Raw genomic sequence first — 20,936 nt, 5'->3', positions numbered from 1 at the left:
CGCCCCTTGCCGGTCAACCGCCTTCTTGGCCGGGTTCCAGGGCCAAGGTCATGACGATGGCGTCAAGATCGGGACCATAATAACGCCGCCTGCGCCCCGAATCTTGCCAGCCTTCGCCGCAATACAATGCCCGCGCGGCGGCATTGTCGGCCGCCACTTCAAGGAAAGCGCGCCCCGCGCCGCCTTGACATGACGTTGCGGCGAAATCGCGCAGCAGGGCGCGGCCGGTGCCCTGGCGGCGGGCAGCCGGGTCCACGGCAAGGGTCAGCAACTCGGCCTCGTCGGCTACAAGGCGGCCCATCAGGAAGCCCGAGGGGCGGGTCAGCAGGAAGACGCGGGGGCTGTCCAGCAGGGCCGCAAACTCGGCCGCGCACCAGGGGCGGGGGCGGTCGAAGCAGCGGGCGTGCAGCGCGGCAAGGCCGTCGGGCGTCACGGCAGGATCAGCGGCGCGGCGTCGCGCGCCGGTGCCGCATCGGCAGGGCGCAGGTAGAAGGGCGCGGGGCGCGGCCCCGGATCGGCGCGCCGGGCCAGCGCGATCCGGGCGATGGCCACGGCGGGGGGCACCCGTGGCAGGGCCGATGCGGGACCGGGCGGCAATGCATCGGCCGCAGATTGCTGCGGGTGGTCCCCTGCGCCCTGGCCAAAGTCCTGCCATGCGACCTGATCCGCCCGAAGCGGCAGAACGATACGGCACGGACGGGGCAGATCCAGGGACGCGGCCTCGGTCGCGGTGACGCCGACCGCCGGGATGCCCAGCGACAGCGCCAGCCCGCGGGCCGCGGCGACCGCGATGCGGATGCCGGTGAAGTTGCCCGGCCCGATGCCCACGCCGATCACGCCGAGGTCGCGCCAGGTCAGGCCCGCACCAGCCAGCAAGCCTTCCAGCAGCGGAAACAGGCGTTCGGCCTGGCCCTTGGTCATCTCCTCGGAGATATGGCCAAGGATGCGGTCGCCCCGCAGCAAAGCGGCCGCGCAATGCGCGGCCGATGTGTCGAAGCCAAGGGCCAGGGGATCAGGCAACGGGCCGGACCTCGACCACCTCGGGGATATAGTGGCGCAGCAGGTTCTCGATCCCCATCTTCAGCGTCAGTGTCGAGGACGGGCAGCCCGCGCAGGCCCCCTGCATGTGCAGGTAGACCACGCCCCGGTCAAAGCCGTGGAAGGTGATGTCGCCGCCGTCCTGGGCCACCGCCGGGCGGACGCGCGTGTCCAGCAGTTCCTTGATCTGGGTGACGATTTCCCCATCGGGGCCGTCATGACTGGCATGGCCCGCATTCTCCGCCGTGCCCTCGATGGCCGGCGCGCCCGACTGGTAATGCTCCATGATGGCACCCAGGATCGACGGCTTGAGATGGTCCCAGGGCTGGTCGTCGGCCTTGGTCACGGTCACGAAGTCGCGGCCCAGGAAGACGCCCGTCACGCCGCCCACGGCAAAAATGCGGCGGGCCAGCGGCGACTTGGCCGCCGTGTCGGTCGAGGGAAAGTCGGCCGTGCCGTTGTCCAGCACGATCTCGCCGGGAAGGAACTTCAACGTCGCAGGGTTCGGTGTGGTTTCGGTCTGGATGAACATTTGCCAAGGCTCCTTTGGAATGGATATGGCGATGGGGGGCAGCCGGGTCAAGCCGGGCGGCGGTCAGGTGATCGCCTCAAGCCGCTCCTTCGAGATGTCGGCGGGAACGACGGTGATCGGGCAGGGCAGGCTGGCCGCATCGCGCAGCAGGCGAGACAGCAGCGGATTCTGCGCCGACTTGTCTGCGCTGATGCCCATGGCGACGATGCCGATCTCGGGGTCCTCGTTCAGATAGGCCATCAGCTGCTCGGCCGGGTCTCCTTCTCGGATGACCAGTTCCGGCTCGACTTTTGGACGCATTCTCATCCACTTGGCGAAAACCTCGAAATGCGCCTCGATGCGCTCATAGGCCTCGGCCCGCATCACCTCGGCCACGCCGAAGCCGTGCTGGATTTCATCCGGGGGGATCACCGCAAGAACGGTCACCGCGCCCCCGGAATTGGAGGCACGCATGGCCGCGAAACGCATCGCGTTCAGACATTCCCGGCTGTCGTCCAGCATGACTAGAAACTTGCGCATCATCCGCCTTTGGGTGGCCTCGGTTCCGGCAGACAGTGGCCCCTTTGCAATGGTCGCGCAAGTCATTCGGCCGGAATCGCGCCTGGCCGGTTTCCCTGCATCCGCCCTTGTGCTACCCGGCTTGATGAACGAATTGTTGCAGGGCAGGCATCGTGACGATCCACCATGACTGGGACAGGACCGGATCGGCACGCGTCGCCATGCCAAAGATGGCATGGTTTGCAGGCGATGCGCAGGGTTCGGCAGCGAACCCGGCGCCCCGACGCAAGCGATTGTTCGACCTGACACTTGCCCTTGTCCTTCTGATTCCGCTGTCGGTCGTCATGGGCATCGTCGCGGTCCTTCTTCTGATCCAGCAGGGCCGGCCGATCCTCTATTTTGCGGAACGAATGCGGGCGCCGGGTCAGCCCTTCACCCAGTTGAAGTTCCGCACCATGATCGGCGAGGACAAGGATTCGGGGGCAACCGGAGCGCACAAGCATTGGCGCATTACGCCCCTCGGCCGGTTCCTGCGCCGCAGCCGCCTGGACGAGCTGCCGCAGCTTTTCAACATCCTGCGCGGCGACATGAGCTTTGTCGGCCCTCGCCCGCCCCTGCGCGAATATGTGGAACGGTTCCCCGCCGTCTATTCGCAGGTCCTGAAAAGCCGTCCGGGCGTGACCGGGCTGGCGACCCTGATCTATCACCGCCACGAGGATCGCATCCTGGCCCGTTGCACAAGCGCCGAGGCGACCGAGCAGGCCTATTACCGCCGCTGCCTGCCCGCGAAGCTGAAGATCGACCTGATCTATCAGCGCCACCGCGATATCCGATTGGATCTTTGGATCATGTGGAACACGCTGAAGATCGTCTTCGGATACCGTGACGAACGCCCCCGGCGGCGGGGCCGGACTTAGTCCCAGAACGGATCCTGCGGATAGCCAACCCCGCACAGGTAAAGCCCGTGCGGCGGGCAGACCGGCCCGCAAGCCGCGCGGTCGCGGGCCTGCAGCACCTTAGCCACCCGATCCGGTGGCCATGATCCCGCGCCGACGCGTTCCAGCGTGCCGACGATGGAGCGGACCTGGTTGTGCAGGAAGGACCGGGCGCGCAGGTGGAAGCGGTATTCGCGACCATGCGGGATCTCGACCTCGTCGATGCGGATCTCGTCCAGCGTCTTCACCGGGCTTGCCGCCTGGCAGATCGAGGACCGGAAGGTCGTGAAATCGTGCAGTCCCAGCAGATGGGCCGCGCCTTCCCGCATCGCCGCCGCATCCAGCGGGTGCAGCACCTGCCAGACCAGCCCGCGATCGTGGGTCGCCGGCGCGCGGCGGGCTTGCAGGCGGAACAGGTAGCGCCGCTCGGTGGCTGAAAAGCGGGCGTGAAAGTCGTCCGGCACCCGCGCGGCGGCCAGCACGGCCACGGGCGCGGGCTTGAGGTGGAAGTTCAGCGCCTCGGCCAGGCGGAAGGGATCCCAATCCCGGTGCAGATCGGCATGGGCGACCTGGGCCGTGGCATGAACGCCCGCGTCGGTCCGGCCCGCCGCCGCGATCCGGGCGCCCGTCGCAAAGCCTGCGTCCAGCTTGCCAAGCGCGGCTTCCACCGCGCCCTGGACCGAGGGCTGGTCGGCCTGGGCCTGCCATCCGGCAAAGGGACGGCCGTCATATTCGATCTTCAACGCAAAGCGCGGCATGGATCAGCGACGCGCCTTGTCCCGCTCGGGCGTCAGCAGTTCATCGATGAAGCGCGCGGTTTCGGTCCGGGGCGGCTCCAGCGGCAGGGGTTCGGATGCGCGGACCCCCTCGCGCGCGAGGCGTTCGCGCAGGACCGAGATCTCGATGTCCAGATCGGTCCTGTCGCCTTCCAGAAGACGCCGGGACTTGGCGCTGAAATCTTTTTCCAGGTCATCGAGGAAGGTTTCATAAGACGTCCGCACCGACGGGTCGCGGGTCTGGCGGTAAAGATCCGCGAACTTGATCGTCGCATCGCGCGCGCCGGTCAGGTAGACGCCCAGGTAGCGCCGCGCCGCGGACAGGTCGCCCGGATTGCTGCGCACCCGGTCGAACAGCGCCTCGACCGTGGCGGCAAAGCGGTCCACGCGCGCTTCCAGCCAGCGGTCGCCCAGGGACCGGATCGCGTCCTGCATCTGGGCAAGGCTGGTCTGGGCCTCGTCGATCATCTTCTGGGCGCGGTCCTGCTGGAAGTCGCTGCCGGCCTGGATGCCCTTGTCGCGCATCGGATCGGCCCCGAAAGCCAGCCAGTGCAGCACCATGCCAGTCGCCCCGATCACGCCCGCGCCGGCCAGGTTTTCTGGCCCTGCGGCACCCAGGCCCAGGCCCAGGCCCGTCATCACGCTGCCGAACAGCTTGCGCGGGATGGCGGGGCGGCGGGCGACGCGGCGGACCTGATAGGCGGCCTCGGCGGCCAGCCCCTCGCCGGTCATCCACATGGCACTGGCGATGACGCCGAAGGCGGCCAGGCTGCCCGCCATTCCGGTCGGCTCCTGAAAGAAGGCGCCGAACAGGAAGGGGAGCGCGGCGAAGGTCACGTATTTCGGGCGACCCGCCAGCCGGTGGCGGATCTGCGGCGCCGGCGCCGGGTTGCGGTTGTCGTCCTGCGGACCCAGACCGGGCGAATAGCGCCCGCCAAAGCGTTTCGACATGCCCTTACCCCGCCCCGAACGAGGCATAAAGCGTCACCAGAATCAGCAGATAGAAGCTGAGCCTTTGGATGGCCTTTTGCGACATGCCCGTGCTTTCCCCTTTGGGCCGGAACGGCCCTGCCAGCCCTATATCGGGATTGCGCGCCCGATTGCAAAGATCAGGCCCGCGGAAACAGGCGGTCCAACGCCGCATCCAGCGGCGCCGGGTCCGCGATCGACAACCGCACCGGCAGGGTCATGACCTTGGACCGGAAGGATCGCGGCAGGCGGGCCGCGTCCTTTTCGGTGGTGACAAGCTGCGCCCCCGTCAGCCGCGATTCCGTTTCCAGCCGGGTCAGCAGCGCGGGCGTGAAGGGCTGGTGATCCTCCAAGGCCTCGCCCCGCACCAGATCGGCGCCAAGCGCGGCCAGGGTCGCAAAGAACTTTTCCGGATGGCCGATGCCCGCGAAGGCCAGGACGCGGTGGTCCTGCCAGTCCATGCCCATCTGGAGGGGGCGGAGTTCTCCGCGCAGATGTGGCGGGGCGTCGGGCGGGGTGGTGAAACGAGCCTGCGCATCCGCCGGACCAATGGACAGCAGAAGGTCCGCCCGGGCAAGGCCGATGGCCACAGGCTCTCGCAGCGGCCCGGCAGGGATGCAGAACCCGTTGCCGAAGCCCTTGGCCGCATCGACCACGACCAGCGACAGGTCATGTTCCAGCGACGGATCCTGGAAGCCGTCGTCCAGGATGATCGCCTGCGCGCCATCCGCCACGGCTGCCCGCGCGCCCGCCAGCCGGTCCTTGGCGACCCAGACGGGACCGAAAGCCGCCATCAGCAGCGGCTCGTCCCCGGTCAGGGCGGCATCGTGGCGTGATTCCTCGACCCGCAGAGGCCCGGTCGCGCTGCCGCCATAGCCGCGCGATACGACATGCGCCGCGATACCCCGCGCCAGAAGCGTCTGCTGCAGGTGGATCACCGTGGGGGTCTTGCCGGTGCCGCCCGCGTTCAGGTTGCCCACGCAGATCACCGGCAGGCCGATCCGCGCCCGCGTCCCCTGCGCCAGCCGCCGGGCGGTCGCCCGGGCATAGGCCGCGCCCAGGAGCGACAGCAGGTGCGCGCGGAGGGTGGGCGGGCGCTGATACCAGAAAGCGGGGGCGCGTTTCATGTCGTGGCCTTTGCAATGGCGTCCAGAACGGGGGCGCAGATGCGCATGGTCACGTCGGCCCCGCCGGTGCTGACGGTCCAGGCGTTGCTGGCAAGTGTCGCGATCAGGTCCGGCTGGGACAGTTCGGCGATGGCATTGGCCAGTTCCTCGGCGCCGGATACCTGCCGCGCCGCGCCCGCGCCGCCAAGCTGCTGCCACTCGGTCGCAAAACGGGCGGTATGGGGGCCGTGGACGATGGCCGATCCCAGGGCCGCGGGTTCGAAGGGATGTCGCGCGGCGGCATCATCGCCCCCCAGGGTGCCGCCCAGATAGGTGACGGGGGCCAGACGATACCACAGTCCCATCTCGGTCGGGCCGTCCGTCAGCATGACCTGCACGTCCTCGGTCGGATCCTCGTCCAGGGAACGGCGGGCGACGATCAGGCCGCTGGCCTCGATGACATGGGCCAGGGGGTCGATGCGGTCGGGATCGCGAGGGGCCAGGAACAGCAGGGCACGGTGGGACTGGGCAAGGGCCGCCAGATGGGCCGTCAGCACGGCCTCTTCCTCGTCAGGCGGCACCGAGGCCGCAAGCCATGCATGGCGACCGCGCAGAAGCTGGGCCATCACGCTGCGCTCGGCTTCGGAACAGGGCAGGGGGTCGCGGATTTCGGCGACGGGACCGGTCATGGTGACGCGCCTGCGGTCCGCGCCCATGCGCAGGGCGATGGCCTGGCTGGCCGGATCGGTGACCAGGATCGCGCGGATCTGGCGCACCAGTTCGCGCCTGGCGCTTGCACGCAGGGTCCAGCCGGTATCCTCAGGGGCAAAGCGGGCCTCGGCCAGGATGATCGGCAGGCTGCGGCGGGCGGCGGCCAGGATCAGCGCCGGGGGCAGGTCCGATCCCAGAAGCAGCAGTGCGGCGGGATCCGCCCCCATCAGCGCCTCGGCCACGGCGGGGCCGGGATCGCCCGCATCGAGGATCCGCAGGTCGGGCCTCTTGCGCATCAGGCGGCGCTGCACCTGGGCAAAGGCCGCGCGGGCATCGGGGGAAACCTGGACCAGCAGCAGCGGGCCGCCGCCCGGCGGAATATCGGGCGGGGCCGCGCCATCCGGCACACCCGCCCGGCGCGCCTGCCACCACAGGCCCAGCCGTCCGATCCCGGTTCCCGCCCAGGCCATGTTCCGCCTGCCCCGGCCCGGCCGTCAGCCCTTGACCTGCAGTTCCTCGGTCGGGCCGGCGGCGGCTTCCTCGTCCCGCAGGCGGTGCAGGTGGGCGATGAAATAGCGGGTATGGGCGCTGTCCACGGTCCGCTGGGCCTCGGCCTTCCAGGCGTCATAGGCGGCCTGGTAGTTCGGGAAGATGCCGACGATGTGGATGTTGTCGGTGTCGCGGAACTGGGTGCCCTGCGGGTCGGTCAGTTCGCCGCCGAAGACAAGATGCAGGCGTTGGCTCATGGTGTTTCCCCTGATTGACTTGCGCGCGGACCCTAGCGCGGCAGCGCGGCAAGCGAAAGCCGCGAAGCCTGCACGGCCCCGCGGCGGCGCGCAAAGCTGCGGGGTCGGTTGATTGTCTGGGCAATGAGGAAGCCGCCCCCTAGACCCCGGAAAGGCGCATGATCGCGTCCCATTCCGCGTCGGTCACCGGTTGCACGGACAGGCGCGAGTTGTTGACCAGCACCATGTCCTTCAGTGCCGGTTCCTGCTTGGCCTGGTCCAGCGAGATGGCCTTGGGCAGGGGCTTTACCGCCTTGATGTCGACGCATTCCCATTTCGGATCGTCGGCCTTGCTGTCGGGATGGGCCTCGGCGATGACCTCGACGATGCCCACTGCCTCTTTGCCGATGTTGGAATGATAGAACAGGCCCCGGTCGCCCAGCTTCATCGCGCGCATGAAGTTGCGGGCCTGATAGTTGCGGACTCCGTCCCATTCCTCGCCCCGTTCGCCGCGCGCGACGAGGTCGTCCCAGCTGAAGACGTCCGGTTCGGACTTGAACAGCCAGTATGCCATCAGCCGACGACCTTCTTCCATTCGGTGATCTCGACCGATTCGAACAAGCCCGCCAAGGCGTAAGGGTCGCTGGCGGCCCATGCCCGGGCGGCATCCAGGCTGTCGGCTTCCAGCACCAGAAGCGAGCCGCGCATCTCGCCCTCGGTCAGCATCGGGCCGCCGAACAGGACCACGCCTGTGTCGCGCACATAGGCAAGGTGAGCCTCACGGTTGGCCATGCGGGTTTCAAGGGCGCCGGGCTTGTCGCGGCAGATCAGGGCGAACAGGGGCATCATTCCTCCTTCAGGGGTCGGGTCATCAGGTGCTGGGCCGCGTCGTCCACGGTCATGCGGCCCTCGGCCAGGCGGGCGACCATGGCGGCGATGGGCATGTCGCAGCCGATCTTGCCGGCCAGAGCCGCGACGGCGCGGGCGGTGGCGGCGCCTTCCACGGTCGTGGCGGCGTCGAAGGGCTGGCGGGCGCCGAGCGCCTGGCCATAGCGGAAGTTGCGCGACTGCTGGGACGTGCAGGTCAGGGTCAGGTCGCCCAGACCCGAAAGTCCGGTCAGGGTTTCCGGGCGTGCGCCCAGGCGGGCGGAAAGGCGGGTCATCTCGGCAAAGCCACGGGTGATGATGGCGGCGCGGGCGCTGTCGCCCAGGCCCGCGCCGATGACGACGCCTGCCGCGATGGCGATGACGTTCTTCAGCGCGCCGCCCAGTTCCGCGCCCATCACGTCGGTGGTCCGGTATAGCCGCAGGACGGGGGTGGAAAGCTCGTGCTGCAGCGCGCGGCCTGCCTCTGCGTCGGCGCAGGCCAGGGTCAGGGCGGTGGGCAGGCCGCGGGCGATATCGGCGGCGAAGGAGGGGCCGGTGAGGACGGCGACGGTGGCGCGGGGGCAAGCCAGTGTCAGCAGCGTGGACGGCCCGGTCAGCCGGGACAGGTCGATGCCCTTGGCGGTGCTGACCAGGTGCTTGCGGGCCAACCGGGGGGCGTGTTCAGCCAGAAAGCCGCCCATGGCCTGCGCGGGCAGGGCCAGCAACAGCGTGTCGGCAGCCGTCGCAGCGGGCAGGTCGTCGGTGACGTGCACCCCTTGGGGCAGCGTCACGCCGGGCAGTCGGGGGTTGTCGCGGCCCCAGCTTGTGTCCCGCGCCCAAAGCGTCACTGGGCCATTCGCGGACAGCGCCACCGCCAGCGCGGTGCCGAAGGCGCCCGCACCCAGGATCGCGATGCTCATGCCTTGGCCCCCTTCTTGCCGCCGCCCAGCATCGGCGCGGCGCTGCGGTCCAGCGGCCAGCGGGGCCGGGCGGCCAGGTCCATGCCATCGCACTGGCCCAGGGCAAAGCGTTCCGCCCCCGCCCAGGCGATCATCGCGCCGTTGTCGGTGCACAGCGCCAGAGGCGGGGCCAGGAAGCGGGCGCCCGCGTCCTGGGCCACCCGTTCCAGCGCCGCGCGGATCGTGCGGTTGGCGGCGACCCCGCCCGCCACGGCCAGGACGGGGGCAGGGCTTGCGGCCAGGGCGCGGCGGGATTTCTCGGCCAGGACTTCGGCCACGGACACTAGGAAGGCGGCGCAAAGATCGGCACGGTCGCCTTGCCGCAGCCCGCCCTGGTCCGCGATCAACTGGTCGCGCAGGCGCAGGGCAGCGGTCTTCAGGCCCGAGAAGGACATGTCGCAGCCCGGCCGGTCCAGAAGCGGGCGGGGCAGGGCAAAGCGGTCGGGATCGCCATTGGCGGCCTCGGCCTCGACCGAGGGGCCGCCGGGCTGGGGCAGGGCCAGAAGCTTGGCCAGCTTGTCGAAAGCCTCGCCCGGGGCGTCGTCGATGGTGCCGCCGAGGCGGGTGAAATCCTGCGGCCCGTCAACGCGCAGGAACTGGCAATGCCCGCCGGACACCAGCAGCATCAGATAGGGAAAGCCGATTCCGTCGGTCAGGCGCGGCGTCAGCGCGTGGCCCGCCAGGTGGTTCACCCCGATCAGCGGCAGGCCCGCCCCGGCGGCGATGCCCTTGGCGCACATCACGCCTGCCATGACCCCGCCGATCAGGCCCGGCCCCGCCGTGACCGCGACTGCCGTGACATCGCGCAGCGCGACCCCCGCCTGCGACAGCGCCTGTTCGACGACCAGATCCAGCCGTTCCGCATGGGCGCGGGCGGCAATTTCCGGCACCACGCCGCCGAAATCGGCATGGAGCGCTGTCTGGCTGCTGACCACCGAGGCCAGGATCCGCCGGCCGCCCGTCACAAGCGCGGCGGCGGTGTCGTCGCAACTGCTCTCGATGCCAAGGAAAATCTGGGTGTCGTCCATGCTCTTGCCGGGCGGGGGAATGGCGCTTACGCCTGAAGGCCCTAGCACCCGAGCCGAGATTTGCCAATGTCCCCCGACCCGCGGCCCGTCCTGCTGCTGACCCGTCCCCCGGCGGATTCGCAGCGCTTTGCCGCGCTGCTGCCCGAATGGCAGGCCGTGATATCGCCCATCCTGCGGATCGTGGCGGTGGAACACGACGCGGCCCTGCTGCGGGAGGCGCCGGGGCTGGTCTTCACCTCGGCCCATGCGGTTGCCTCTGCCGGGCCGGGGCGGGGACGGCTCGCGATCTGCGTGGGCGGGCATACGGGATCGGTGGCGCGGCAGGCGGGGTTTGCGGTTCGGGAAGGCAATGGATTTGCCGAAAGCCTGCTGCCGCTGATCAAGGCCACGCCCGTGCCGCTGGTCCATCCGCATGGCCGGCATCTGGCGAAGATCCTGCCGGTGCCGGGCGTGGTCGTCTATGACCAGCAAGCCCAGCCCCTGACGGCCGAGGCGCAGGGCCTTCTGGCGGGCGCAAACCCCGTGGTCGTGCCGCTGTTCTCGCCTCGCAGCGCCCGGCTGGTCGCGGCAGCGGCAAGGGCCGCGCGGTCGCCCATGACGATCGTGGCGATCAGCGAGGCGGCGCGAGCGGCCTGGGACGGCCCCTTCGCAGATCAGGCGGTCGCCGCAACGCCCGACATCGAGGCAATGGCTGCGGCCATCCGCCGCCTGCCGCTGGCGGAACAATGATGCGCAGGGCGGGTTGAGAAGCGGCCCTTGCCTGATTAGGCTGCAGGCCAAGGCGCGGCCAGCCTGCCGCCGCGAGACGGGGACCAAACGTGAAAAAGCCAGACAAGACCAAGAACACCAGCACATCCGCAACCCCGCAGGACGACACGCCCCTGATGCCGAAAAAGGACGCCGCCGCGCCCGGCGTGATCACCGCGACCGATATCGGGTCGGGTGACGGCAAGAAGGCTGCGGCCCTTGGGGGCGAGATCAAGTCCATCGATTCGACATTGCTGGGCGACAAGACCGGGCAAAGTCCTGCCGCCGAGCGGAAGCCGGCGCAGGATCAGGCTCCGGCGGATGCCAAGGTCGAAAAGGCAAAGATCGCCGGGGCAAAGGCTGATGCCAAGCCAGGCCCGGCAAGCGAGAAGTCGACTTCGGTTCCGTCATCGGGTTCGGCTTCGTCGGGATCGGCTTCTTCGATGGCGTCCACGTCGTCGGGATCTGCGCCAGGGTCTGCCCCGTCCTCTGCCCCGTCCTCGGCGCCCGCCCAGAAGGTGACGGTGCAGAAGACCGGCTTCTGGCCCGTTGTCCTCGGCGGCGTGGTGGCGGCGGGCCTGGGTTCGGCCGCGACGATCTGGGCGCTGCCGAACCTTCCCGCGGGCTGGCTGCCGGAACAGCCCGCGCCCGCAGCGGCGCCCGCAGCAGCCCCCGAGGTGGATGTTGCCGCGATTCGCAGCGATGCCGTCGCCGCTGCCCAAAGCGCGACCGCCGAGCAGATCGACGCCCTGCGCGCCGAGTTGGCCGCGCAGGCCGAGCAGGGGGCCCAGCAGCCCGCCCCCTCCGGTCCGTCCCAGGAAGATCTGGCCGCCCTGCGCCAGCAGGTCGAACAGCAAGCCGCGCGGGTCGAGGAATTGGCCGCCCGCCCGCAGATCGATCCCGACATGGCTGCGCGCATCCAGACGCTGGCCGACCAGGCCGGGGCATTGGAACAGCAGATCCAGACCGCCGCCCAGGCCGCCCAGGCCCAGATCAACGCAGCGCAGGCCGAGGCCCAGCAGTTGCAGGAAGCCGCCGCCGAAAGCACCCGCCGGGCCGAGGCCGTGGCGGCCGTCGCGGCGCTGCAATCGGCGCTGGACCAGGGCGTGAACCCCGACGAGGCCCGCCAGACGCTGGAAGGCGCCGGGCTTCAGGCGCCCGAGGCACTGACGCGCGAGGTTCCCAGCCTTGACAGCCTCCAGGCCGATTTCCCCGAAGCCGCGCGGGCAGCCCTGCGCACGTCGCTGCGCCAGGACAGCGCGGCAGGCAATGGCAACCTTTTGACGAACTTCCTGCGCGCCCAGACCGGCGCGCGTTCGGTCGAGGCGCGCGAAGGGTCCGATCCCGATGCGATCCTGTCGCGGGCGGACGGCGCGGTCGAGGAAGGCCGGATCGCCGACGCCCTGACGGAAATCGAGGCCCTGCCGGAAGAAGCCAAAGCCGCCCCCGCCATGGCCGACTGGCTGGCCGGGGCCACGGCCTATCGCGATGCTCAGGCGGCCTTGTCCGACCTGTCCGCCCCTTCAAACTGAGGTCCGGGCAATGCTGCTGTCCTTGTTGAAAATCCTGTTCTTTTTCGCGGTCGTCCTGGTCATTGCCCTTGGCGCGGTGCAGCTTTCGGAAACCGGCCAGATGCTGCGCATCGAATATGCCGGAACCGAATACGCGCTGACGCCCGTCAAGGCCGTGGTCGCCCTGCTGATCCTGATGGTCCTGGCCTGGCTGGTCTTCAAGGCCCTGGGCCTGTTCCTGGCCTTCATCCGCTTCATCGCCGGTGACGAGACCGCCATCGACCGCTATTTCGCCCGGTCCCGCGAACGCAAGGGCTATGCCGCCCTGGGCGAGGGGATGCTGGCCGTCGCGTCGGGCGAAGGCAAGCTGGCGCAGGACAAGGCCGCCAAGGCCGAGAAATACCTGAACATGCCCCATATCACCAACCTCCTGTCCGCGCAGGCCGCCGAGGTGGCGGGCGACAGGGCGCGGGCGGGTGCGGTGTATCGCACCCTGCTGGAGGACGACCGCACCCGCTTTGTCGGCATCCGCGGGCTGATGCGCCAGAAGATCGACGAGGGCGATACAGCGACCGCGCTTCTGCTGGCGCAAAAGGCCTATGCGCTAAAGCCCAAGCATCGCGAGTTGCAGGACACGCTGCTGGATCTGGAAATGCGCGAGCATGACTGGAAGGGCGCGCGGCAGTTGCTGAAGGACAAGCGCCGGCAAGGCGACCTGCCCAAGGACGTGCATCTGCGCCGCGACGCCGTCCTGGCCCTGCAGGAAGCCAGCGAGGTTCTGGCCCACGGCAATTCCATCAGCGCCCGCGAGGCGGCGATCTCGGCCAACAAGGCCTCGCCCGACCTGATCCCGGCGGCGGTGCTGGCGGCGCGCAGCTATATCGCGCAAAAGGATTATCGCAACGCTTCGCGCGTCTTGGAAAAGACCTGGTCGGTGCGGCCCCATCCCGATGTGGCGGCCACTTATGCCGAGATCGTGCCGGACGAATCGTCCTCGGCCCGCCTGACGCGGTTCGAAAGGCTGATCGGCAAGAACCCCGACCACGAGGAATCGCGCCTGCTGCGGGCCGAACTGCTGCTGACGGCCGAGGATTTTCCCGGCGCCCGCCGCGCCCTTGGCGATCTGGCGGAAAAGCATCCGACCGTGCGGACCCTGTCGATCATGGCCGCGATCGAGCGGGGCGAGGGGGCCGACGACAGCGTCGTGCGCGGATATCTGACGCGGGCACTGACGGCGTCGCGCGGGCCGCAATGGGTTTGCGACAAGTGCCACAACGTGATGGCTGCCTGGTCGCCCACCTGCGACAGTTGCGGCGGCTTCGACACGCTGACCTGGCGGGAACCGGAAACCCGGTCTGCCGCCGCATCCGCCACCCCTGGCGCGGAAATGCTGCCGCTTCTGGTCGGCGCGCCCAAGCAGCAAGCCCCCGCGGCCCAGCCCGAGATGGCCGATCCCGCACCGGCTTCCGACGTGACGCCGCCCCCTGCCGCGCAGCCCAAGCCAGCCACGCCAAAGACGCGCCTGCGCGAGGTCGCGCATGTGGCGCCGGGCATGGTGCCGCGCGAAAGCGACTATGTGACGATCGAGCCGGTCAGCACCATCACCACGCCCGAGGCCAGCCCCGCGCCGGTCAAGGTCGAGGTAAAGCCCATGGCGATCGAGGAACCGGAACCGGTCAAGCCTGCGTCGGAACGTCCCGCCCCGGCCAAACCCGCCGCGGAACGGCCCTTTGACAAGGCCGAGACGCCCGAGCCCGTGCTGGTTCGCCCCGACGTGCTGCCGCCCGAGGATGCCGACTGGACCGAGGGCAAGACCAGGCCCTGAAGCCCCTGATGCGGGCGCGCGCAGAAAAAATGCCGCGCCCCCTTTTCCCCCCGCACGGAAGCTGCTATCCGGCGCGGCACAACCAGATGCCGGTGTAGCTCAGCTGGTAGAGCACGTCATTCGTAATGATGGGGTCGGGGGTTCGAGTCCCTTCACCGGCACCAGGTTGGATCAGAAACGGCCAGTCCCTCGGGGCTGGCCGTTCGCATTTCCCGGTCTGGAAAGATGGTGCGGGCGGCGGGACTTGAACCCGCACAGGCTTGCGCCCCAGGGAGTTTAAGTCCCATGCGTCTACCATTCCGCCACGCCCGCGCCGTGATTGGCTAACGGGCGGGGCGGCGGTTGGCAAGGGTTCCGGCGACCGCGCCCTAGAAGCTGCGGGTCGGGCGGTCGAAGACCTTGCGGCCCATCAGGCTGCCCACCAGGTCCACCATCAGCTTGGCGGTGCGGCCGCGATCGTCCAGGAACGGGTTCAGCTCGACCAGGTCGAGCGAGGTGACCAGCCCCGATTCGTGCAGCAGTTCCATGACCAGATGCGCCTCTCGGAAGGTGGTGCCGCCGGGGACGGTTGTGCCGACGGCGGGCGCGATGGACGGGTCCAGGAAATCAACGTCCAGCGATACGTGCAGCAGTCCGCCCGCCGCAGCCACCCGATCCAGGAAGGCGCGAAGAGGGGCCACGATGCCCTGTTCGTCCAGCACGCGCATGTCGTTCACGGTGATGTCGATGGCCAGCATCGCGGCATGTTCCGCCGGATCGACGCTGCGGATGCCGAACATGCAGATGTTCTGGCCCGGCACAGGATGGGGGAAGGGCGGAAAAGGATCGAAGCCCGGCAGGCCCAGGGCATAAGCGATGGGCGTGCCATGCAGGTTCCCCGAGGTGGTGGTCTGCACCGTATGGATGTCGCTATGGGCATCCAGCCACAGCACGAACAGCGGCCTGCCTTCTCGCATGGCATGGATCGCGGCGCCTGCCACGCTGCCAAGCGCCAGTGCATGATCGCCGCCCATCACGACCGGCAGGCCGCGGGGCAGGGCTTCGGCCATGGCCTCGCGCAGCGCATGGGTCCAGGCGATCATCTCGGGCAGGTGGTGAACGGCGGGGTTTGCGCAGGTGGCGTCAGGCGCGGGGCCGGGCAGGACGTCGCCGATATCCTCGACGGTGTGGCCCAGGGCCATCAGGGTGCCGGGCAGCCCGGCCACGCGATAGGCGGCCGGTCCCATCAGGCAGCCGGGGCGGCGTTGGCCTTGGTCGACGGGCGCGCCGATCAGGATGCAATGGGTCATGAAATCCTCGAACTCAGTGTCAGGCCCGAGGTAAACGCAGCCGGCGGGGAAAAGTCCACCGCCGGCTGCCTGGCCGTCAGAAAGCCGAGGTCAGGCCCAGCCACAGGCGGCGGCCTTCGCCCTCGGTGTTGTTGGCGGCCATGGTGATGTCGCGGTCCAGGATGTTGTAGATCGCGCCGTTCAGGGTGACGCGGTCGTTGACCTGGTAGTCCATGCCCAGATCGACGGTCAGGTAGGATCCGTATTCATAGGCAATAGCGGTGCCTGCGTCATCAAAGGCGATGGGCCGGCCATTCGTGCCGATGCGCGCGCCGGCGGCGATTTCCTTGCCGTGATAGCTCACCGTGCCCCAGGCGCCCAACCCTTCGACCGGGGTCGCCCAGTCTGCGGTCAGGCTGGCCTGGTGGCGGGGCGTCCGGGTCAGGGGCAGGCCCGCAAAATCGCCAGTCCGCTGTTCGCTGTCGATGAAGCTGTAGCTGGCGCGCAGCGTCAGGCTGGCGATGGGATCCCATTCGCCGGTCAGTTCGACGCCCTGCAACCGCGCCTCGCCGACATTGTACCATTCCCACCGGTTATAGATCGCGCCCCCTACCGACACCTGCCGGTCGGTCTTGGCGTTTTCGATCTTGTCGCGGAAATCGGTGCGGAACAGCGTCGCGCCCAGTTTCCATTTGGGCGCCGTGTAAAGCGCGGCCAGTTCATAATTTGTGCTTTCCTCGGGCTCCAGCCCAGGATTGGAGACGATGACACCGGCGCCGCGTTCGGTGGTATAGAAATAGCCCGGCACGACCGCCCGCAGGTCGGGTGCGCGGAAGCCCGTGGACAGGCCGCCCTTGATCGTCAGGGCAGGCGTCGCGTTCCAGACGGCATAGATGCGCGGCGTGGCATTGCTGCCGTATTCGTCATGGTCGTTAAGGCGCGTCCCCAGTGTCAGCGCAAAGTCGTCGCGGATGCGCCATTCATCCTCGAGGAAAACGGCCCGCTGCGCCGTCGAGAAGGAATAGCTGCGCCCGTCGCCAAGGCCGGGGTTCTGGTCGCGCAAGCCGGTGCGGTTCAACTGGCCGCCGAAGACCAGGGTATGGCTGCCCTGCCATTCCAGGGGCGCGGTGAACTTGGCGTCATAAACGGTGTTCGTGACCTCGGGCGCACGGTCGCCTGCCACAAGCGCGCCATTGCCGGTCGACGTGGTGCGCTGCCCGACCTCGCGCAGGACGGACAGGTCGACCGCGATATTGCCCCATTGCCCGGCATAGGACAGGGCCGTCCGGTCGCGGGTGTTTTCCTGCAGGCTGTCGTTCTGGGGCGTGCCGCGGAAATCGACAGGCGCGATGCTGCGTCCGACGCGGCCCAGGTCCTCGATGCGGGTCCGCCCGCCTTCCAGGTGCAGGACATGATCCGGGTGCGGCGTCCAGCTGAGCCGCGCGGACAGGTCGGCCAGATCGCGATCGCGCAGGCCGTCCACCACGCGCGCCTCGGATCGGTCGAAGCGACGACCCCAGATCTGGAGGCCAAGCCGGTCGGCAATGACAGGGCCGCTGGCATAGAAGGACAACTGCCGCGACCCTGCATCGTTGCCGTCCTGCGGCACCGTCGCCTCGGTCGTGACCGAGCCGGTCCAGCGGTCCGCCACGGGTTTGGTGATGACGTTGATGACGCCGCCCATCGCGTCGGACCCGTAAAGCGACGACATCGGCCCGCGCACGATCTCGATCCGGTCGATGGCGGCGACGGGCGGGATCCAGCTTTGCTCGATCCCGGCGCTGCCATTGGTCCGCGATTCACGCGTGCCTTGGCGTTTGCCGTCCACCAGGATCAGCGTGTACTGGCCGCCCAACCCGCGGATGGTAATATCCTGTTCGTTGGCGATGCCGGTGGTGGCCACGCCCTGCACCCCACGCAGGGCGTCCGACAAGCTGGTGACATTGCGCCGCGCCAGTTCCGCGCCCGAGATGACCGAGATGCTTGCAGGGGCCTCGGCGATGTTCTGCTCGAACCCCGACGCGGTAACGACGATTTCGTCCAGGGCGAAGGGGGTGCTGTCCTGGGCGGCGGCGGGGGCGGCAAGGGCAGCGGCGGAGAAAAGCAGCGCCGAATGGCGCAGGCGGAAAGCGGTCATGTGGGAACCCCAGGCTTTGGATAGATGTCGCCTGGGCTTGCCGTCTTGCATTCCTGGGTAATTCAGTCGGGTTAATCCTGCAGAAGGGCATGCTCAACCCAGCGGACGCCCGGGGCGGCGGCCTGTGACCCTGGGGCCACAGGCCCGCAGATCAGGTCCGCACGCCCTTGAAGCGATCGGCCCATTCGGCCCGCTGGTCGTCGGTGATCTTGGCGAACAGCACCTCTGGCACGGTGAAGGCATGGCCCGCAGGCAGGGCGGACAGCGCGGCTGCCACGTCCTCGGGCCAGGTATCGTCGCCGGTTCCCATCGCCTCCAGCATCGCGCGGGACACGAAGGGAATGAAGGGCGCGGACAGGACGGCATAAAGCCGGATCAGGTTCAGGCCAAGGCGCACCTGCATCGCGGCCTTTTCCGGGTCGGTCTTGTGCGTCGTCCAGGGCGCGGCCGATTGCAGGTATTCGTTGCCCAGAACCCAGATTGCGCGCAACTCGGACGCGGATTTTCGCACCTCCATTGCGGCCATGAAGCCTTCATAAGCGCGGACGCGGGTCGTCACTGCGTCGATAAGCGCGTTTTCCTCGGCACCGTATTCGCCGCCCTCGGGGATCGTCTCGCCGAACTTTGACCGGCAGAACTTGGTGATGCGGCTGACGAAATTGCCCAGAACGTCGGCCAGATCCTTGTTCACGGATTGCTGGAAGTTTTCCCAGGTGAACTCGCTGTCGCCGGATTCCGGCGCATGGGACAGAAGCCACCACCGCCAGTAGTCGGCGGGCAGGATTTCCAGCGCATGGTCCATGAAGACGCCGCGCCCCTGCGAGGTGCTGAACTGCCCGCCGTCATAGGTCAGGTAGTTGAAGGACTTGATGTAATCGACCATCCGCCAAGGCTCGCCCGATCCGATCAGGGTGGCCGGGAAGGACAGGGTATGGAAGGGGACGTTATCCTTGCCCATGAACTGGGTATAGGTCACGTCATCCGCCCCTTCGTCGCGGCGCCACCAGCGGCGCCAGTCGGCATCCGTCATGCCATGCGCGTCGGCCCATTCGGCGGTGGCGGCGATGTATTCGATGGGGGCGTCGAACCAGACATAGAAAACCTTGCCCTCCATCCCCGGCCAGGGCTGGTCGCCGCGCCGCACGGGCACGCCCCAGTGCAGGTCGCGGGTGATGCCGCGGTCCTGCAACCCCTCGCCATCGTCCAGCCATTTGCGCGCGATCGAGGTCGTCAGGATCGGCCAGTCGGTCTTGCTGTCGATCCAGTCGCTGATCTGCCCCTTCAACGCCGACTGGCGCAGATACAGGTGCTTGGTTTCCCGCACCTCAAGGTTGGTGCTGCCGCTGATCGCGCTGCGCGGGTCGATCAGGTCGGTCGGATCAAGCTGCTTGGTGCAATTCTCGCACTGGTCGCCGCGGGCCTTGTCGTAACCGCAATTGGGGCAGGTGCCCTCGATATAGCGGTCGGGCAGGAAGCGGCCGTCATCGACGGAATAGACCTGCTTTTCGCTGACCTCGGCGATATAGCCGTTCTCGGCCAGCTTGCCCGCGAAATGCTGGGTCAGCGCGTGGTTCTGCGGGCTGGAGGACCGGCCGTAATGGTCGAAGGACAGACCGAAGCCCCGCGCCAGTTCCGCCTGCACCCCATGCATCCGCGCGCAGTATTCGGCCACGGGTTCACCCGTCTTGGCGGCGGCCAGTTCGGCGGGCGTGCCATGTTCGTCGGTGGCGCAGATGAACATCACCTCGTGCCCCCGCGCGCGCAGGAAGCGGGCGTAAAGATCGGCGGGCAGTTGCGACCCGACAAGATTGCCCAGGTGCTTGATGCCGTTGATATAGGGCAGGGCGGAGGTGATGAGGTGGCGGGCCATTCCGGTTCCTGTGAATCTGATCGGCCCCGTATCTATCTAGGCACGCGCGGGAAGGCCAGCATTTCGCCGTGCCCAGACATCTTGGGCCGCAGGGTCTTGCCCCTTCGCGTTGGGCGGTGCAGCGTCGCGGCCATGATCGACGAATCCGAAATCACCTTTGGCGGCAGCTATCTGGACAGGGCCGATCGCCTGCGCGGCGATGCCGATGCGATGGCCCGCTTCCTGGCCGATCCTACCAGCCGCATCCTGCCGTTCTGGCAAGGCAAGCCGCTGTTCGACAGGACGGCTGCCGGCCCCAGGCTGGTCTGGCTAAAGGCGGATGATCCGATGGTCGCCAGCCATGCGGACAGCGCGCTGTTCCTGGGGCTGGACGATGCGGGTGCCGCGCATTTCGCGGTCGATGTTTCAGCCGTCGCGCCCCCCGACGGCGATCCGTCGGCGGTCCTGAACCTTCCCGCAACGCAGGGCTTTGCCGACCTGCGCGCGGTGCTGGGCGAACTGGATCACCGTGACGCGGCCATTGCCGCCCCGGCCAAGGGCATCTTCGAATGGCGCCGCAGCCACGGCTTCTGTTCCAACTGCGGCGCGCGCAACATCATTGGCCATGCAGGCTGGCGGTTCGACTGCCCCGCCTGCAAGCGGCCCCATTTTCCGCGCACCGATCCCGTGGTCATCATGCTGGTCCTTGACGGCGACCGCGTACTGCTGGGGCGCCAACCCGGCTGGGACGAAGGGATGTATTCGCTGCTGGCAGGCTTTGTCGAGCCGGGGGAAACGATCGAGGAAGCAGTCCGCCGCGAAGTGGCCGAGGAAACCTCGGTGCAGGTGGGGGCAGTGCGCTACCTGACCTCTCAGCCCTGGCCGTTCCCGGCCTCGCTGATGATCGGCTGCGTGGCGCGGGCCGAATCAACTGCAATCACGCTCGACCCGCGGGAACTGGAAGACGCGCTCTGGGCCAGCAAGGCTGAAATCGGGCAGGCCCTGGCCGGGCAGCACCCGCGCCTCCGCCCCGCGCGCAAGGGCGCCGTTGCCCAAGCGATCCTGCGGGCGTGGGTGGAAGGCCGGACCGGAAGCGTCTAGTCGGTCTGGATGCAGGATTGCGAGGCCGCGGGATCCATGGCGTTCGTCAGGGTGGCGCTGCGGCCCTTGGACCACCATTCGTATTCGCCCGAGACGTAGCGCGCGCCCGATGCCGCAAGGACATTGACGAAGATGCGCTGCTCGCCCTCGATGGGCAGCAGGGCCAGCCTGTTGTCCCCTGCGTTCAGGTAGTCGACTTCGATCAGGGCGCCCCGGTCGCAGAGATAGGTCACCTCGGCCAGCGTGGCGCCGCCAAGGGGCAGGGTCAGTGTCGTCTGCGCCTGCCCCGGACCAGCCAAGGCAGCGCAGGCAAGGATCAGGCAGGCCAGGCGCATCATCCGCTACCCTGTCTCG

Annotated in this window: 22 protein-coding genes and 2 tRNA genes; 6 read left to right on the top strand and 18 right to left on the bottom strand. The window is 68.5% G+C overall.

From position 1 onward, the window contains the following. Positions 1-13: 13 nt before the first annotated feature. The 4 genes from FIU66_RS11380 to FIU66_RS11370 form a co-directional block, all read right to left on the bottom strand. Positions 14-433, bottom strand: coding sequence for a GNAT family N-acetyltransferase (locus FIU66_RS11380; RefSeq protein ID WP_240544672.1), 420 nt, complete (start codon positions 431-433; stop codon positions 14-16). Beyond that, a complete protein-coding gene (gene tsaB, locus FIU66_RS18150) occupies positions 430-1,020 on the bottom strand; it encodes a tRNA (adenosine(37)-N6)-threonylcarbamoyltransferase complex dimerization subunit type 1 TsaB (protein WP_240544671.1) in 591 nt (196 codons plus the stop codon). Before tsaB ends, FIU66_RS11380 begins: the two co-directional genes overlap by 4 nt. After that, positions 1,013-1,570 (bottom strand): NifU family protein, encoded by a 558-nt coding sequence (locus FIU66_RS11375; protein ID WP_167622845.1) that lies wholly within the window; start codon positions 1,568-1,570, stop codon positions 1,013-1,015. The genes tsaB and FIU66_RS11375 overlap by 8 nt, the downstream gene beginning before the upstream one ends. Before the next feature lie 63 nt (positions 1,571-1,633). Then, on the bottom strand, positions 1,634-2,089 hold the full coding sequence (locus tag FIU66_RS11370) for a universal stress protein (RefSeq protein ID WP_167623488.1): 456 nt from the start codon (positions 2,087-2,089) through the stop codon (positions 1,634-1,636). A 209-nt stretch (positions 2,090-2,298) separates the two neighbouring features. Here FIU66_RS11370 and FIU66_RS11365 point away from each other — a divergent pair, with 209 nt between their 5' ends. Beyond that, positions 2,299-2,985: a sugar transferase gene (locus FIU66_RS11365; RefSeq protein WP_167622844.1), complete on the top strand. Its 687-nt coding sequence runs from the start codon at positions 2,299-2,301 to the stop codon at positions 2,983-2,985. Here the strand turns inward: FIU66_RS11365 and truA are convergent. From truA to tsaD, 9 genes are all read right to left on the bottom strand, one after another. Beyond that, entirely contained in the window at positions 2,982-3,761 is a 780-nt protein-coding gene (gene truA, locus FIU66_RS11360) for a tRNA pseudouridine(38-40) synthase TruA (RefSeq protein WP_167622842.1), read from the bottom strand. The two genes, FIU66_RS11365 and truA, sit on opposite strands and share 4 nt — an antisense overlap. A 3-nt stretch (positions 3,762-3,764) precedes the next feature. Next, positions 3,765-4,730 carry a 5-bromo-4-chloroindolyl phosphate hydrolysis family protein gene (locus FIU66_RS11355; RefSeq protein WP_167622840.1) on the bottom strand — a complete coding sequence of 322 codons (966 nt, stop codon included), beginning with the start codon at positions 4,728-4,730 and terminating at the stop codon, positions 3,765-3,767. Between the two features lie 158 nt (positions 4,731-4,888). Further along, positions 4,889-5,875 (bottom strand): tetraacyldisaccharide 4'-kinase, encoded by a 987-nt coding sequence (gene lpxK, locus FIU66_RS11350; RefSeq protein WP_167622838.1) that lies wholly within the window; start codon positions 5,873-5,875, stop codon positions 4,889-4,891. Further along, positions 5,872-7,035: a 3-deoxy-D-manno-octulosonic acid transferase gene (locus FIU66_RS11345; protein WP_167622836.1), complete on the bottom strand. Its 1,164-nt coding sequence runs from the start codon at positions 7,033-7,035 to the stop codon at positions 5,872-5,874. The genes lpxK and FIU66_RS11345 overlap by 4 nt, the downstream gene beginning before the upstream one ends. Positions 7,036-7,059: 24 nt before the next feature. After that, on the bottom strand, positions 7,060-7,311 hold the full coding sequence (locus tag FIU66_RS11340; RefSeq protein WP_167622835.1) for a DUF4170 domain-containing protein: 252 nt from the start codon (positions 7,309-7,311) through the stop codon (positions 7,060-7,062). A 139-nt stretch (positions 7,312-7,450) separates the two neighbouring features. Beyond that, positions 7,451-7,864, bottom strand: coding sequence for an EVE domain-containing protein (locus tag FIU66_RS11335; RefSeq protein ID WP_167623487.1), 414 nt, complete (start codon positions 7,862-7,864; stop codon positions 7,451-7,453). Next, a complete protein-coding gene (locus FIU66_RS11330; protein WP_167622833.1) occupies positions 7,864-8,139 on the bottom strand; it encodes a YciI family protein in 276 nt (91 codons plus the stop codon). Before FIU66_RS11330 ends, FIU66_RS11335 begins: the two co-directional genes overlap by 1 nt. Further along, positions 8,136-9,077: an NAD(P)H-dependent glycerol-3-phosphate dehydrogenase gene (locus FIU66_RS11325; RefSeq protein WP_167622831.1), complete on the bottom strand. Its 942-nt coding sequence runs from the start codon at positions 9,075-9,077 to the stop codon at positions 8,136-8,138. Before FIU66_RS11325 ends, FIU66_RS11330 begins: the two co-directional genes overlap by 4 nt. After that, positions 9,074-10,144, bottom strand: a complete 1,071-nt coding sequence (tsaD, locus tag FIU66_RS11320) for a tRNA (adenosine(37)-N6)-threonylcarbamoyltransferase complex transferase subunit TsaD (RefSeq protein ID WP_167622830.1) — start codon at positions 10,142-10,144, stop codon at positions 9,074-9,076. The genes FIU66_RS11325 and tsaD overlap by 4 nt, the downstream gene beginning before the upstream one ends. Positions 10,145-10,210: 66 nt before the next feature. Here tsaD and FIU66_RS11315 point away from each other — a divergent pair, with 66 nt between their 5' ends. The 4 genes from FIU66_RS11315 (at position 10,211) to FIU66_RS11300 (ending at position 14,391) form a co-directional block, all read left to right on the top strand. Next, positions 10,211-10,873, top strand: a complete 663-nt coding sequence (locus tag FIU66_RS11315; protein ID WP_167622828.1) for a uroporphyrinogen-III synthase — start codon at positions 10,211-10,213, stop codon at positions 10,871-10,873. A gap of 89 nt (positions 10,874-10,962) precedes the next feature. Continuing rightward, the gene (locus FIU66_RS11310; protein WP_167622826.1) at positions 10,963-12,423 is read left to right on the top strand and encodes a COG4223 family protein; all 1,461 of its coding nucleotides are present in this window, start codon (positions 10,963-10,965) and stop codon (positions 12,421-12,423) included. A 10-nt stretch (positions 12,424-12,433) separates the two neighbouring features. After that, positions 12,434-14,227 (top strand): heme biosynthesis HemY N-terminal domain-containing protein, encoded by a 1,794-nt coding sequence (locus FIU66_RS11305; RefSeq protein ID WP_167622824.1) that lies wholly within the window; start codon positions 12,434-12,436, stop codon positions 14,225-14,227. Between the two features lie 88 nt (positions 14,228-14,315). Continuing rightward, a tRNA-Thr gene (locus FIU66_RS11300) sits at positions 14,316-14,391 on the top strand. Between the two features lie 62 nt (positions 14,392-14,453). Here the strand turns inward: FIU66_RS11300 and FIU66_RS11295 are convergent. The 4 genes from FIU66_RS11295 to metG all read right to left on the bottom strand — a co-directional run bounded on the left by FIU66_RS11295 (position 14,454) and on the right by metG (position 19,502). Continuing rightward, a tRNA-Leu gene (locus FIU66_RS11295) sits at positions 14,454-14,539 on the bottom strand. 56 nt (positions 14,540-14,595) lie between these two features. After that, positions 14,596-15,516, bottom strand: coding sequence for an arginase (rocF, locus tag FIU66_RS11290; protein WP_167622822.1), 921 nt, complete (start codon positions 15,514-15,516; stop codon positions 14,596-14,598). A gap of 76 nt (positions 15,517-15,592) precedes the next feature. Then, the gene (locus FIU66_RS11285) at positions 15,593-17,632 is read right to left on the bottom strand and encodes a TonB-dependent receptor domain-containing protein (protein ID WP_167622820.1); all 2,040 of its coding nucleotides are present in this window, start codon (positions 17,630-17,632) and stop codon (positions 15,593-15,595) included. Positions 17,633-17,783: 151 nt separating this feature from the next. Further along, positions 17,784-19,502, bottom strand: coding sequence for a methionine--tRNA ligase (gene metG, locus FIU66_RS11280; protein ID WP_167622818.1), 1,719 nt, complete (start codon positions 19,500-19,502; stop codon positions 17,784-17,786). Between the two features lie 132 nt (positions 19,503-19,634). Between metG and nudC the strand changes: the two genes are divergently transcribed. After that, a complete protein-coding gene (gene nudC / locus FIU66_RS11275) occupies positions 19,635-20,582 on the top strand; it encodes an NAD(+) diphosphatase (protein WP_167622816.1) in 948 nt (315 codons plus the stop codon). Here the strand turns inward: nudC and FIU66_RS11270 are convergent. After that, positions 20,579-20,920 (bottom strand): MliC family protein, encoded by a 342-nt coding sequence (locus FIU66_RS11270; protein WP_167622814.1) that lies wholly within the window; start codon positions 20,918-20,920, stop codon positions 20,579-20,581. The genes nudC and FIU66_RS11270 overlap by 4 nt on opposite strands. Positions 20,921-20,936: the final 16 nt, after the last annotated feature.

The sequence above is a fragment of the Paracoccus sp. AK26 genome (assembly GCF_011801365.1).
Lineage (GTDB): Bacteria > Pseudomonadota > Alphaproteobacteria > Rhodobacterales > Rhodobacteraceae > Paracoccus > Paracoccus aerius.
This window is presented reverse-complemented; position numbering and strand designations above follow the sequence as displayed.